This window comes from Paenibacillus diazotrophicus, from assembly GCF_042610465.1.
Window position 1 is genome coordinate 1,348,930 of the sequence record NZ_JBGJZN010000001.1, and the last position, 12,527, is coordinate 1,361,456.

Genomic DNA, 12,527 nt, shown 5'->3' on the forward strand with positions numbered 1-12,527 from the left:
AGTTGCCCTTGACGCCTTTGGCGTTGAGGGCTTTTTTGCTGTGGAAAATGATTGTGATTTATCATAGTAGCCTGCTTCAGAATATGTTATGTATTGTATAGATCTGAACATCCCCACGCCAAGGCCCCACTGCGTGGAGTCTTTTTAAGGAGATACTCATGAAAATCCATGTGTTGGTTCAAAAGACAGGACTTACTGCTCCAACCATTCGCTATTATGAGAAGGAGGGAATTCTGGATCGCCGCTATGTGCATCGGGGAGTTAACAATTACCGGGATTATGAAGAAGATATAGTAGGGGAATTACTAATGGTCAAAATGCTTCAAGCAGCCGGATTCACATTAGCGGAGCTTAAGGAGCTGAACCAGGCTGTTGGGGGAGAAAGCTTGCGCGTGAACCGTAAAATAGCGTTCCTCCGACACAAAATGAAAGAAATCGAACGTAAAAGGAGAGAACTGGAGCAAGTACAGTCCCTCCTTGAAGATAGGTTGGCTACCAAAATTTCATTACTTGAGACTTTAAACAATAGAGGTGCGGAGTGAATAATACTTTTTCTTATTGGCGGCATTTGGTCAGTCACTGTGGAAAAAGTAAAGCCCCGATTGCCGGGGCCGTTCATTTGAAATCAGGATTTAGCATATTTAATGATTTCATCAGGAATCTCTGTTTCGCCTAGGATTGATTCGACTGCCTTCCAAGCTTCAGCGAACTGCTTACCAGTATAATTGGTGCGGCTGCTTCCCGGGTTTGAGAGTGACATATCAAAAACGATATACTCACCTTCCTCCTCAATCACCCTAAAGCTGACGGCACGGTCCTTTTTTTGAATTCGTATTTCTTCCAAAGTGCATTCTCCTTATCATCCAGTCTGGGAACAAACTAACTTAGTCTTATCAAATCTAGGGAAGAAAGGCAAGTCAAGTCATGAAATTGACATGCAAATCCAGGAAAAGCAACTTCCCATTAAAAATTATTAAAAATGAATAATACTGTTATTTTAATAAATTAAGCTCGCTAAAAAACGTTTACATATTGTTCCATGTGGCTGTATACTACCTATAGAATGAAATTTACACCCTTGCTCTGATTAATGGACACATAAGCGTGGTATTTAAGTAGGTAACTACTATTAGTTTTCTAGTGAACTACTTGCCTCAAGGAGTATTGCTGAATTTTGATTTTTACATAATGTGTTTGAAAACATGTGATTTATGAGAATAAGAATCAGGAGACAAGGAGGAGCTGTTTTGAAATCAACATATAAAGTTCTGACGAGTGATGCCGATTTGTTCGCGGCAGCTCTCGCTCAAGTTAAAGTATACGTCGTCCAATTGATTGAGGGCAAACCCCATGTCATTGCAGATTATGCCGGACCTGTGCAAAGATGGACGCCTGAAGATGTACTTGTAGCAGGGATGTGTTACAGCCGGGAAGGATTTGAGTTCAGGGTCCGTGTACCGAAGAAGCAAGAATAGTCTAATAGAATTAGGACGTTTGCGGACTTACATAATGGATTTTGGCGGGCGGCAAACACATTAATCCGGCGAATGTTATATCCATTAAGATTAAGGAAGTTTAAACAGACTGTATGAGCTGCTGAATAGCGGCTCTTTTGCTGTTGCTGTGGATTGTGTCGACAGAACGCGAAAGATATCTTACTATAACGGACGGTTAATGATGGATGAAGGATAATGGAAGCCTGTAGGATTACTGAGGCAGCAGGAAACTGGCGGAGCAGGTATCAATTCTTGCGGGGCTGAAGACTAATTAAGAGATGAACCCGGATATGAGCAAGTCTGTGGTATGGCACAATGCTCCCGGGTTTTGAAAGTTATAAGAAAGGTCGCCGGGAGGACATTAGCCGATTACTGCTTCTATATGTAGTTATACGCAGGTTTTACATGAAGTTGAAGGACGTTATTTGCTCAGCATAGACAATCAGCTGTTTATATTCAATTTCAGTAGCGAAGTTGGCGAATGGCCGTACAACGACATTATCCAAAACTACGAAATTGTAATTGAAAGTCTTTTCAGGATGTTCTGCACCTAAGTAGGAGATGTATTCATCAACAATGACATCATCCATCAATGATTTGAGATTAAATACATCCTCATTGCTGTTAGTCGTTGCTACATTACCTTGGATGCTGCCGAAGGCTGTAAGGATATTAACCTTGCGTTCCCCATGATTATTGTTGAGTAGAAGATTGGAGAGCTTACCTAATGCATCGACTTTAAAATCGACATGTGTTCTAATTTTGGATTGATTCAAACCAGACACTTCCTTTCAAGATTTAATTTGCCAATATACAGGTTTCGACATATTAACTCAGAATTCCTGTTAACGTGAGAAAAAAATGTTTGAACATGACAGGGGTGTCCCGAAAAAGCCGTGAAATGGCTGCTTGGGACGCCCCTTTGTTTTACAAATAGATGTAATGTTGACGCTTGTGTGGGTGCTCTTCGAACGGACTTTAGTTCCAATCACTGTTGGCTCCAAATTTTATTTATTCCCTAATGGTTACACGGGTTCCAACAGGCACTGTTGCTGCAAGGAATAACACATCTTCATTGTACATACGGATACAGCCATGGGATACCCTCTTACCGATGGAGGAAGGGTCATTGGTTCCGTGTATTCCGTAATGAGGCTTGGATAGGCCCATCCAAAAGGCTCCGAAAGGGCCGCCGGGGTTTTTCTGTTTGTTGATAATGGTATATTCTCCGACTGGAGAGACGGACAGTATCTTCCCGATCCCGACAGGAAACCCTCTAATTACAGTCTCATTGTCAAGTAAATAGAGCATTCGCTGGGAGAGATCGGTAATGATCCGATAATTGGGCATCTTGGTCAACGCTCCTTTTATCATCAGGATATGATCGGAGTGTAGGGAGAGTTCTGGTATATTTGTTTGATCAACCGAAGCGAACAAATGTTCTTGTAAGGATAGACAGGCATGTAGAACGGGAGAGAGCCATCCATTGTGATGAATGTATAAAGAAAATAAGGAAACAATAGATAACTAAAGAAAAAACTGCTCCGCTAGACTGCGGAACAGTTTCATTAAGAGGGGGCTAGTGAATATCGCGGAATAGGCCTATAACTCTGCCCAGGATCGTAACACGATTCAGACGAAGGGGCTCATAAGCCGGATTCTCCGGCTGCAGACGAATATGGTCTCGTTCCTTGTAGAAGGTCTTAACTGTTGCCTCATCTTCTTCGGTCATGGCTACAACGATATCTCCGTTATCTGCAGTCTGCTGCTGGCGGACGATTACATAGTCACCATTCATAATGCCAGCATCAACCATACTGTCACCTAGCACAGAAAGCATGAACACTTTATCATCACCTACATAATGAGCCGGCAACGGAAAGTAATCCTCAATATTCTCTGTTGCTGTAATCGGTACCCCGGCGGTAACCTTTCCAACGACTGGAATGCGTGTTACCGTCTGAACGAACTGATGAACATTCTCGGAATCCTCTTGTCCTAGCAATTCTATTGCCCGTGGCTTCGTAGGGTCACGGCGGATAAGACCTTTCTTCTCCAACCGGTCCAGGTGACCATGTACCGTGGAGCTGGAAGCCAGTCCTACAGCTTCGCCGATTTCCCGGACAGAAGGCGGATAACCCTTGCTGCGGACTTCGTTACGAATAAATTCCAGGATCGCCAGTTGACGACTCGAAATCTTTGACATCGGAATCAACCCCATATACTATGTTTGGGAAAATTATAACATAGAACTTCCGTTCGTACAAACATAAGTTCTAAAATGATAGAAAGAGTAGATGGGGGCTGAGAATAGTTATTTTGGGCAGAAAATGAGTAGTGAAATATAAGGGAACAATTGTTCGAAGAAATGTGTTGATCAAAACACATGTTCGTGTTATATTGATTTTGAAAGTAAGAACAAGTGTTTGGAGGTCGGTTAATATGTTAAAGTACAGTACTTACCGTAGTATTTACGACGAGGTTCATGAGGACCATACAGCCAGAACCCACTCTGCTTCTTCTGATAGACTAGATAATATTCTTTTGTCCTTAGTGACATCATGCCGAGGAATGTTCCATCAGGACACTCTGGTTAAGGTGGCCTTGATTTTTCTGTTAGTGATTTCGGGATTTACCGTGGTAGGTAATGTTTTTGCAGGATCGGTGTTGCCGGCCAAGCAGGAGAAGAGAGTTGTTGTTGAACGCGGGGACACACTTTGGAGTATTGCACTTAAGAATAAACCGGCTGATATGAAAACGGCTGTATATATAGAAGGAATTAAACGGTCAAGCGGTCTAGAGAATAGTAATATCAAGGCCGGAGATGTGCTGAGCTTACCTGTATATTAATATTAATGAAGTACCTATAGACAGATACCAGGAGCTTTCAGGGAGGAGACCTTGACAAGCTCTTTTTCTCATGGCAAAGTTAGAATGAATTTATAGGGAGGGGAACATATTGAACATTGACGAATTGGTCGCCCGTATCAATGAATTAGCACGCAAACAGAAGAGTGACGGCCTGACTGAGGAAGAACTCACCGAAAGAGCCAAGCTCCGGGAGATCTACCTGGGCAATATCCGCAGTAACTTCCGTGCGCAGCTCAATAACATTGAAATTGTGGACAAATAAGTACATGAACAAGGCAACAGGGCGAGAATAAATGAGGCTTTGTTCCTTTTCATAGATATAATTGGATGACTAGGGGGAACTAACATGGCCCGTTCTTGGGAAAGAATGGTTCAACGTAACACACAGCAAATTAATAAGCAACGCAAGAAGCAGGGGAAAGAATCTATCTATGCTTCAACGACTTCTGCCGCTGCAAAGAGCGGTGATATTTTTAGAGGCCGCAATATCGTGTTTCCTGTAGTGTTGGTAATGCTTGGCCTAATGTTTTGGGTAGTTGGCTCAATAGACGAAGCTAAGAACAGCGGCATTCTTGCCAACTGGCTGGGAGTTGTACTCTATTTTCTGCTCGCGGCATTGCTGTTTTTCCGACGTCCCTATTTGAAAGTTGAACGTGCCAGACTTTCTACTATTAAATACAACCGTGAACGTCATCTTCCTGCAGCGGATATTGAGAAGATTACCGTAACACGTGGCGCAGTTTCCATTAAGTACAAAGGCAAACGCACACAGTGGGTATTCTCCAGGCTGTTCAACCGTTATGACATTAATGCTATGGCCGAACGTTTGGAACAGTTCGCCAAACAAAATCATGTGGAATACGTGAGCGAATAGAAAGATACATCCAGTATAGGGAGAGGGAGAACTATAATGCCGATTTCCGCCGTACTCTTTGACCTTGATGACACATTGCTCTGGGATGAACGAAGTGTTGAAGAAGCCTTTCGATATGCCAGTGAAGCAGCAGGTGAATCCGTCGATCCTAAGGAGCTGGAAGCAGCTGTCCGCAGGGAAGCCAGGAATCTGTATGAATCATATGAAACGTTTCCGTTCACCAAGCTAATTGGAATTAATCCATTTGAAGCGCTATGGGGGAATTTTACAGCTGGGAAGCAGCATGAATTCCGCCAGATGGAGCAGCTTGCTCCTGTCTACCGCAAAGAGTCCTGGCGCCGTGGACTAGCTGCACTGGGAGTGGAGGATGAGGCACTTGCGGCAAAGCTGGCAGCTACATTTGCTGCAGAACGCCGCAACCGGCCTTATATCTATGATGAGACTCTGCATGTACTGGATGAACTCAAAGGTAAGGTGAAATTGCTGCTTTTGACGAATGGGTGCCCTGCATTGCAGCAGGAGAAGCTGGATAGTGTGCCTGAGCTGATTCCTTATTTTGACCACATTGTTATTTCGGGGAACTTCGGTAAAGGCAAGCCGGACAAAGAGATCTTCACCCATGCGATGGAGCTTCTCGATATTTCTCCTGAGGACGGAATTATGGTTGGTGATAAGCTGACTACAGATATTCTTGGCGGGCTCAGTGCTGGTCTGACTACCGTATGGATTAACCGCACCGGCAAAGAAACTGATCCTGATATTACACCTGATTATCAGATTGAACATCTCAGTGAGCTTCTTCCACTCGTGAAATCTTTATAGGCCTCTTCCAAGAGCCGTTATCCTGACTAAGTCGGGATGCGGCTTTTTTTGTGCAAGAAAATTTGTTTAAATATGCAATTTGATATGATCAATGTCACAAAATGAGGCAGGAAAAACAGCTTGATTACTGATTATCTGAGTATTATGTGTATAATAGTAAAGAAATGCTTCACAGTATGTCAGTATCATATTATCCTAACTTGATTCGGGGGAACTCCAAATGATCAATCAAAGGAAGCTGGCAGCGTGTTTATCGGTAATCATTGCAGCAACTCTTTCGGGCTGTTCTGAAGGTGCAAAGTCGGAGTCTAATATGCATTCTGCGGCAAATATGTCTATGGAGCCCATAAAAGTAGAGTTGAATTGGAATCCACAGCAGGTTACGGCAGGACAGAAGGTAACTTTTGAAGCACATGTCACTCAAGATGGCGAACCGGTGGATGATGCAAAAGAGGTGCTTTTTGAAATCGTAAATAACAGTAATAAGGAGCAGACTTTGGAGCTGACTGGTGAATCCGCAGGGGAAGGTACATATAGGGCTGAAGGTGTATTAAAGAGCGAGGGCGATTATACAGTGACATCCCATGTGAGTGCGCGGACACAGCATTCCATGCCCAGCAAAAAACTTGTTGTACAGCCATAGTATGATCAAAATCATTAATAGCGGGAGTTGCCGCAACCATTACAGATAATGCAGAGTGGAAAGGAAGGCTTTTCGAATTCCGTATATTCTGCTAAACTTACTCTAATGTTTTACTGGGGGGATAGAAAGTGGCTAAATTCACACTTGCTGAAAGCTTACAAAAGCGCATACTGATTCTTGACGGAGCAATGGGTACGATGATTCAACAGGTGCCGCTTACCGGTGCTGATTTTGGCGGAGAAGAACTTGATGGCTGTAATGAAATGCTGGTGCTTACCCGGCCAGAGGTTATACAGGATATTCATGAGAAATACCTGGAAGCCGGAGCAGATTTAATTGAGACAAATACTTTTGGTGCGACTTCGGTCGTGCTTGCCGAATATGATATCCCACAGAAGGCTCGCGAGATCAATCTCGAAGCTGCCAGACTGGCCCGTAATGCCGTGGATAAATATGATACAGCTGACCATCCGCGCTATGTGATTGGGGCTATGGGACCAACAACAAAAACCCTTTCCGTGACGGGTGGAGTTACATTCCATGATCTTGTGAAGAGCTATGAGGAGCAGGCGGTTGCATTGATCGACGGAAAAGTGGATGCACTGCTGCTTGAAACTTCTCAGGACACACTTAATGTCAAAGCTGGTAGCATCGCTATCCGTAATGCTTTTGACCAGACAGGTATAACCCTGCCTGTTATGATCTCCGGGACAATTGAACCGATGGGGACTACACTTGCCGGACAGAATATTGAAGCCTTTTACATTTCGCTGGAGCATTTGAAACCCATCTCCATTGGGCTCAATTGTGCAACCGGACCAGAGTTTATGCGTGATCATATCCGTTCACTCTCGGCAATCTCCTCAGCAGCAGTAAGCTGCTATCCGAATGCGGGACTGCCTGATGAAAATGGTAATTATCATGAGTCTCCGGATTCGCTTGCCCGCAAGCTTGCTGGTTTTGCTGAAAAAGGCTGGCTAAATATTGCCGGAGGCTGTTGCGGAACAACACCGGATCATATCCGGGCGATGGCTGAGGCGCTTGCAGAATATCCGCCACGTGGACTGGATGGAGTTCACCCTCCGGCACTTTCCGGAATTGAGCCTGTATATATTGAGAGCGATAACCGCCCATATATGGTAGGTGAACGCACGAATGTTCTGGGCTCACGGAAGTTCAAACGGTTGATTGTGGAAGGTAAATATGAAGAGGCTTCCGAGATTGCCCGGGCCCAGGTCAAAAGCGGTGCGCAGGTGATTGATGTCTGTGTCCAGGACCCGGACCGTGATGAGAGTGAGGATATCAAGAAGTTTTTGGAGCTGGTGGTCAAAAAGGTAAAGGTTCCGTTAATGATTGATACCACCGATCCCAAGGTAATTGATCTGGCATTGCAGTATTGTCAGGGTAAAGCAATTATTAACTCCATTAACCTTGAAGATGGTGAAGAAAAATTCGAGCTGGTTACTCCGTTGATTCATAAATATGGCGCTGCCATTGTTGTGGGTACAATAGATGAAACGGGACAAGCTATTAAAGCTACAGATAAGCTGGAAGTTGCGAAACGCTCATACGATTTGCTGGTTAATAAGTATGGTCTGGCGCCGGAAGATCTGATTTTTGATACACTGGTATTTCCTGTAGGAACAGGAGATGAACAGTATATTGGTTCTGCTAAGGAGACAATTGATGGCATTCGGCTAATTAAAGAAGCCCTTCCTGAAGTGCATACGATTCTAGGCATCAGCAATGTTTCGTTTGGTCTGCCTGAAGCGGGGCGCGAGGTGCTTAACTCTGTATTTCTTTATGAATGCACCAAGGCCGGACTGGACTATGCCATTGTGAATACGGAAAAGGTAGAGCGTTATGCATCCATTTCTGAAGAAGAACGTAATCTGGCCGAGCAGTTGATCTATAATACCAATGATGATACACTGTCTGCCTTCGTTGCTGCTTTTCGCGGTAAGAAGGTGGAGAAGAAAGAGAAAATCTCCAACCTCTCGTTGGAGGAACGCTTGGCTTCCTATGTAGTGGAAGGGACCAAGGAAGGCCTGATTCCCGATCTGAACGAAGCGCTGACCCAGTCAGGACCGCTCGAGATCATTAACGGACCGCTCATGGCTGGAATGTCAGAAGTCGGAAGACTGTTCAACAACAATGAGCTGATTGTCGCAGAAGTGTTGCAAAGCGCTGAAGTGATGAAGGCTTCTGTCAGCCACTTGGAGCAATTCATGCAGAAGGATGAGACTTCTGTGAAGGGCAAGATCATGCTGGCTACAGTCAAAGGTGATGTACACGACATCGGAAAAAATCTGGTGGAGATCATCCTCTCTAATAATGGTTATCAGATTATCAATCTGGGTATAAAAGTACCACCGGAGAATATTATTGAAGCGTTCCGGCGGGAAAAGGCAGATGCGATTGGCCTGTCCGGCCTGCTCGTGAAGTCGGCGCAGCAAATGGTGCTGACAGCTCAGGATCTGCGCACAGCAGGTATCGATGTGCCGATCATGGTTGGCGGAGCTGCATTGACGCGCAAGTTCACTAAGACGCGCATCCGCCCGGAATACGACGGTCTGGTGCTCTATGCCAAAGATGCAATGGATGGTCTCGATATTGCCAACCGGTTAATGAATCCGGATGAACGTTTGAAAATTGAAGAGGAAGTGCGCCTTGAAGCAGAGACAGCGGTAGCTGTAGCTCCTCAGCAGGAGATGCCGGTGCTGACAAGGGCAGTCCGTTCCAAGATTTCGGCTGACGCGCCAGTATTTACACCGCCTGATCTGGAGCGGCATGTGTTGCGTAATTATCCTTTGGGACATATTATCCCCTATGTAAATATGCAGATGCTGCTGGGCCATCATCTTGGACTGAAGGGATCAGTGGAAGCTCAGCTTGCTGCTGGTGACCCGCGTACAGTCGAACTCAAAGAAACAGTAGATGAAATTCTCCATAAAGCTATGCTGGAGGGTACCATAACTCCTCATGCCATGTATCAGTTTTTCCCTGCTCAAGGAAGAGGTAATGACGTACTGATCTACGACCCTCAGGATACGACCAGGGTTCTTCATACCTTCACTTTCCCTCGCCAGAGTGTGGAGCCTTATCTGTGTCTGGCAGACTTCCTCAAATCTGTTGACAGCGGAGTTATGGATTATGTCGGTTTCCTGGTGGTTACGGCAGGACATGGTGTCCGTGAAATGTCTGCAGAACTGAGGGATAAAGGCGATTACCTTCGCTCGCACGCTCTACAGGCGGTGGCTCTGGAGGTTGCTGAGGGATTAGCGGAGCGTGTGCATCATATGATGCGGGATACATGGGGATTCCCGGACCCAGCCGATATGACCATGAAGCAAAGACATGGAGCACGATACCAGGGAATCCGCGTATCTTTTGGATATCCCGCTTGTCCGGATCTTGAGGATCAAGGACCTTTGTTCAAGCTTATGTCACCTGAGGATATTGGCGTCGAGCTGACTGAAGGGTTTATGATGGAACCAGAGGCTTCAGTATCAGCAATGGTATTCGCACACCCTGAAGCTCAGTATTTTAATGTGGAGAAGCAATAAGCTCCTTTTCCCATACACTCAATCTACAGGTACTGCACCCTATTAGAGCGGAACCTCCCGTAACCGGGAGGTTTTTTGTTGGAGCTGTACGATTATCGGAAAGATGATTTTTTGTTCCAAAAAGGGTAGAATTTGATGAGTTCCAAAGAATATAGAGAGGAGGAGCATGAGTGGAAATATACTTTTTGGGTACGAATGCGGGAGTGCCCACTCTGCAGCGGAATGTAACGTCGGTTGCACTCCGGCTGATGGAAGAACGGCGAAGCTTTTGGATGTTCGACTGTGGAGAAGGTACTCAGCACCAGATTCTCCGTTCACCGCTTCGGCTGGGGAAGCTTGAGAAGCTATTTATTACCCATCTACATGGTGATCACTTGTTTGGTTTGCCGGGCCTGCTGTCCAGCCGAGGTTATCAAGGTGGCACAGGACCGCTTACTGTATATGGCCCGCCGGGTCTGAAAGCTTATCTGGATGTCTCCTTATCCGTCAGTCAATCCCGAATTCCATATTCCATTGAGATTGTTGAACATAGCGGAGGACTTCTCTTCGAGGACGACAGCTTCAAGGTTGAAGCTGGCCTGCTGGAACACCGGATCGATAGTTATGGATACCGGGTGACAGAGAAAGACAGTCCGGGCAATCTGAATACAGAATTATTGCAAAGCTATGGCCTGAAACCAGGTCCGCTCTATGGCATATTGAAAAAGGGGCAGGATGTAACGACTGAGGAAGGCATTCTGATCCGTGCTTCGGAAGTAGTGAATGCACCGAAAAGAGGCCGTATAATAACCGTGCTGGGAGATACCAGACCCTGTGATGGAGTACTGCCACTTTCCCTGGGTGCAGATCTGATTATTCATGAGGCCACTTTTGGTCATGATCTGAAGGATATGGCTCATCAGTACCATCATAGTACCGCCGTCCAGGCTGCTGAGCTGGCCTGTGAAGCTGGTGCGCGGGAGCTGCTCCTGACTCACTTCAGTTCTCGCTACACTTCACAAGAAGAGCTGCTGCCGCTTCTTATGGAAGCGCAGGCAATATTCCCTCAGACACTGCTGGCTGAAGAGTTCTGTACCTTTCCTGTATATCGCAGATCGCCGGGAAATCCTTGAGGAAATGATCCGGGAAAGTGAATTATTTTCCGGGAAAGCGCAGGAAATGACAGTTTTGTGCCAAAAAAAGACCGGCGTGGCGGGTGTTCGCTAGCGTTCGACGAGGTCTGTTGAATGAAAAGAATTAACAGGCTGAAAAGATAACGAAGAAACTAAGAATTTGACGAAAAAACAGCAAGCTTTACACCAAAATGCCCATGAAATCAGCTTATTTCCCGATGGAGAACAACTGGAAATTTTGTATATGCAATAGCTGAATAAAAGAATAATGTGATTAAATATTTACACTATGAACTAAAGGCGAAATGGAGGCATCTATGAACTCTATTGGAGGATTGTTGATCGACTTGGACGGAACGTTGTACCACGGAGGACAGATGATTCCTGGTGCAGATCTGCTCATCGCCGGACTTCGTAAGGCGGGAATTCCCTATTTGTTTGTAACGAACAATTCTTCCCGGACTCCCGCCGGTGTAGCGGCTCATTTGCGTGGAATGGGGATTGAAGCAGAGCCACAAGAAGTATGCACTTCCTCCTTAGCGGCAGCCCGCTATATCGCTGGGGAATCACCGGGGGCAACAGTGGCGATACTTGGGGAAGAGGGGTTAATCGAAGCCTGCCGCGAAGCAGGGCTTGTCCTTGTGACCGAAGCGCCGGATTATGTTGTACAAGGCATTGACCGGTCTTTTACATATGATTCCCTTGCGCAAGCTTCCCGCTGGATTCGTGAAGGGGCAAAATTCGTGCTCACTAACCCCGATCTGATGCTTCCTTCGGATGACGGTGTTATGCCTGGAGCTGGTACGCTGGGCGCCGCAATTGAAGCGGCAAGCGGATTTTCTCCTGTTGTCATTGGCAAACCTGAAGCGCACCTCATAACCTATGCAACATCGCTGCTTGGAATTGACCCGGGTGAGGCTGTTGTGGTTGGGGACAACATGCGAACCGATATTTCCGCAGGTGTGCGTGCAGGGTGCAAGACTATTCTGGTGCTGACGGGGCTTACAACTAGGGACAATCTGGAGGACTATCAACGCTTAACCGGAGTGACACCGGATGAAATTTATACTGATTTAGCTGAACTTATGCTTGCACTCGGTGTATAATGTCAAAGGTATGCTTTTACCTACCTACGAAGGGAAG

The 12,527-nt window shown here is 45.7% G+C and carries 14 protein-coding genes; 10 read left to right on the forward strand and 4 right to left on the reverse strand.

The annotated features are described in order from the left end of the window. The first annotated feature begins 158 nt into the window (after positions 1–158). On the forward strand, positions 159–542 hold the full coding sequence (locus tag ACAN54_RS06125; protein ID WP_379151816.1) for a MerR family transcriptional regulator: 384 nt from the start codon (positions 159–161) through the stop codon (positions 540–542). Between the two features lie 83 nt (positions 543–625). Here the strand turns inward: ACAN54_RS06125 and ACAN54_RS06130 are convergent, their stop codons facing one another. Next, positions 626–844 (reverse strand): hypothetical protein, encoded by a 219-nt coding sequence (locus ACAN54_RS06130; protein WP_379151819.1) that lies wholly within the window; start codon positions 842–844, stop codon positions 626–628. A gap of 403 nt (positions 845–1,247) precedes the next feature. Between ACAN54_RS06130 and ACAN54_RS06135 the strand changes: the two genes are divergently transcribed. Continuing rightward, positions 1,248–1,475: a hypothetical protein gene (locus tag ACAN54_RS06135; protein WP_074084564.1), complete on the forward strand. Its 228-nt coding sequence runs from the start codon at positions 1,248–1,250 to the stop codon at positions 1,473–1,475. 422 nt (positions 1,476–1,897) lie between these two features. Here ACAN54_RS06135 and ACAN54_RS06140 read toward each other — a convergent pair whose 3' ends face one another. The 3 genes from ACAN54_RS06140 to lexA all read right to left on the reverse strand — a co-directional run bounded on the left by ACAN54_RS06140 (position 1,898) and on the right by lexA (position 3,702). Beyond that, positions 1,898–2,272: a hypothetical protein gene (locus ACAN54_RS06140; protein ID WP_379151823.1), complete on the reverse strand. Its 375-nt coding sequence runs from the start codon at positions 2,270–2,272 to the stop codon at positions 1,898–1,900. Positions 2,273–2,507: 235 nt separating this feature from the next. Beyond that, entirely contained in the window at positions 2,508–2,846 is a 339-nt protein-coding gene (locus ACAN54_RS06145) for a L,D-transpeptidase (RefSeq protein ID WP_379151826.1), read from the reverse strand. Between the two features lie 229 nt (positions 2,847–3,075). Continuing rightward, positions 3,076–3,702 carry a transcriptional repressor LexA gene (gene lexA / locus ACAN54_RS06150; protein WP_379151829.1) on the reverse strand — a complete coding sequence of 209 codons (627 nt, stop codon included), beginning with the start codon at positions 3,700–3,702 and terminating at the stop codon, positions 3,076–3,078. Between the two features lie 236 nt (positions 3,703–3,938). Here lexA and ACAN54_RS06155 point away from each other — a divergent pair, with 236 nt between their 5' ends. The 8 genes from ACAN54_RS06155 (at position 3,939) to ACAN54_RS06190 (ending at position 12,490) form a co-directional block, all read left to right on the forward strand. Then, positions 3,939–4,346, forward strand: a complete 408-nt coding sequence (locus ACAN54_RS06155) for a LysM peptidoglycan-binding domain-containing protein (protein ID WP_379151832.1) — start codon at positions 3,939–3,941, stop codon at positions 4,344–4,346. A gap of 109 nt (positions 4,347–4,455) precedes the next feature. Beyond that, a complete protein-coding gene (locus ACAN54_RS06160; RefSeq protein ID WP_379151835.1) occupies positions 4,456–4,629 on the forward strand; it encodes a DUF896 domain-containing protein in 174 nt (57 codons plus the stop codon). Between the two features lie 84 nt (positions 4,630–4,713). Beyond that, a complete protein-coding gene (locus ACAN54_RS06165) occupies positions 4,714–5,241 on the forward strand; it encodes a hypothetical protein (protein ID WP_379151838.1) in 528 nt (175 codons plus the stop codon). A gap of 36 nt (positions 5,242–5,277) precedes the next feature. Further along, positions 5,278–6,063: an HAD family hydrolase gene (locus ACAN54_RS06170; protein WP_379151841.1), complete on the forward strand. Its 786-nt coding sequence runs from the start codon at positions 5,278–5,280 to the stop codon at positions 6,061–6,063. Positions 6,064–6,283: 220 nt separating this feature from the next. Further along, on the forward strand, positions 6,284–6,706 hold the full coding sequence (locus ACAN54_RS06175) for a FixH family protein (protein ID WP_379151844.1): 423 nt from the start codon (positions 6,284–6,286) through the stop codon (positions 6,704–6,706). 188 nt (positions 6,707–6,894) lie between these two features. Then, positions 6,895–10,272 (forward strand): methionine synthase, encoded by a 3,378-nt coding sequence (gene metH / locus ACAN54_RS06180; protein ID WP_379154100.1) that lies wholly within the window; start codon positions 6,895–6,897, stop codon positions 10,270–10,272. A 170-nt stretch (positions 10,273–10,442) separates the two neighbouring features. After that, on the forward strand, positions 10,443–11,384 hold the full coding sequence (gene rnz / locus ACAN54_RS06185) for a ribonuclease Z (RefSeq protein WP_379151847.1): 942 nt from the start codon (positions 10,443–10,445) through the stop codon (positions 11,382–11,384). Positions 11,385–11,701: 317 nt separating this feature from the next. Next, positions 11,702–12,490: a TIGR01457 family HAD-type hydrolase gene (locus ACAN54_RS06190; RefSeq protein ID WP_379151851.1), complete on the forward strand. Its 789-nt coding sequence runs from the start codon at positions 11,702–11,704 to the stop codon at positions 12,488–12,490. Positions 12,491–12,527: the final 37 nt, after the last annotated feature.

Excerpts from the sequence above, each read along its gene's own strand:
- ACAN54_RS06125 (WP_379151816.1), top strand. The coding sequence starts at position 159 with ATGAAAATCCATGTGTTGGTTCAAAAGACAGGACTTACTGCTCCAACC.
- ACAN54_RS06145 (WP_379151826.1), bottom strand. The coding sequence starts at position 2,846 with ATGCCCAATTATCGGATCATTACCGATCTCTCCCAGCGAATGCTCTAT.
- lexA (WP_379151829.1), bottom strand. The coding sequence starts at position 3,702 with ATGTCAAAGATTTCGAGTCGTCAACTGGCGATCCTGGAATTTATTCGT.
- ACAN54_RS06155 (WP_379151832.1), top strand. The coding sequence starts at position 3,939 with ATGTTAAAGTACAGTACTTACCGTAGTATTTACGACGAGGTTCATGAG.
- ACAN54_RS06165 (WP_379151838.1), top strand. The coding sequence starts at position 4,714 with ATGGCCCGTTCTTGGGAAAGAATGGTTCAACGTAACACACAGCAAATT.
- ACAN54_RS06170 (WP_379151841.1), top strand. The coding sequence starts at position 5,278 with ATGCCGATTTCCGCCGTACTCTTTGACCTTGATGACACATTGCTCTGG.
- ACAN54_RS06175 (WP_379151844.1), top strand. The coding sequence starts at position 6,284 with ATGATCAATCAAAGGAAGCTGGCAGCGTGTTTATCGGTAATCATTGCA.
- metH (WP_379154100.1), top strand. The coding sequence starts at position 6,895 with ATGGGTACGATGATTCAACAGGTGCCGCTTACCGGTGCTGATTTTGGC.
- ACAN54_RS06190 (WP_379151851.1), top strand. The coding sequence starts at position 11,702 with ATGAACTCTATTGGAGGATTGTTGATCGACTTGGACGGAACGTTGTAC.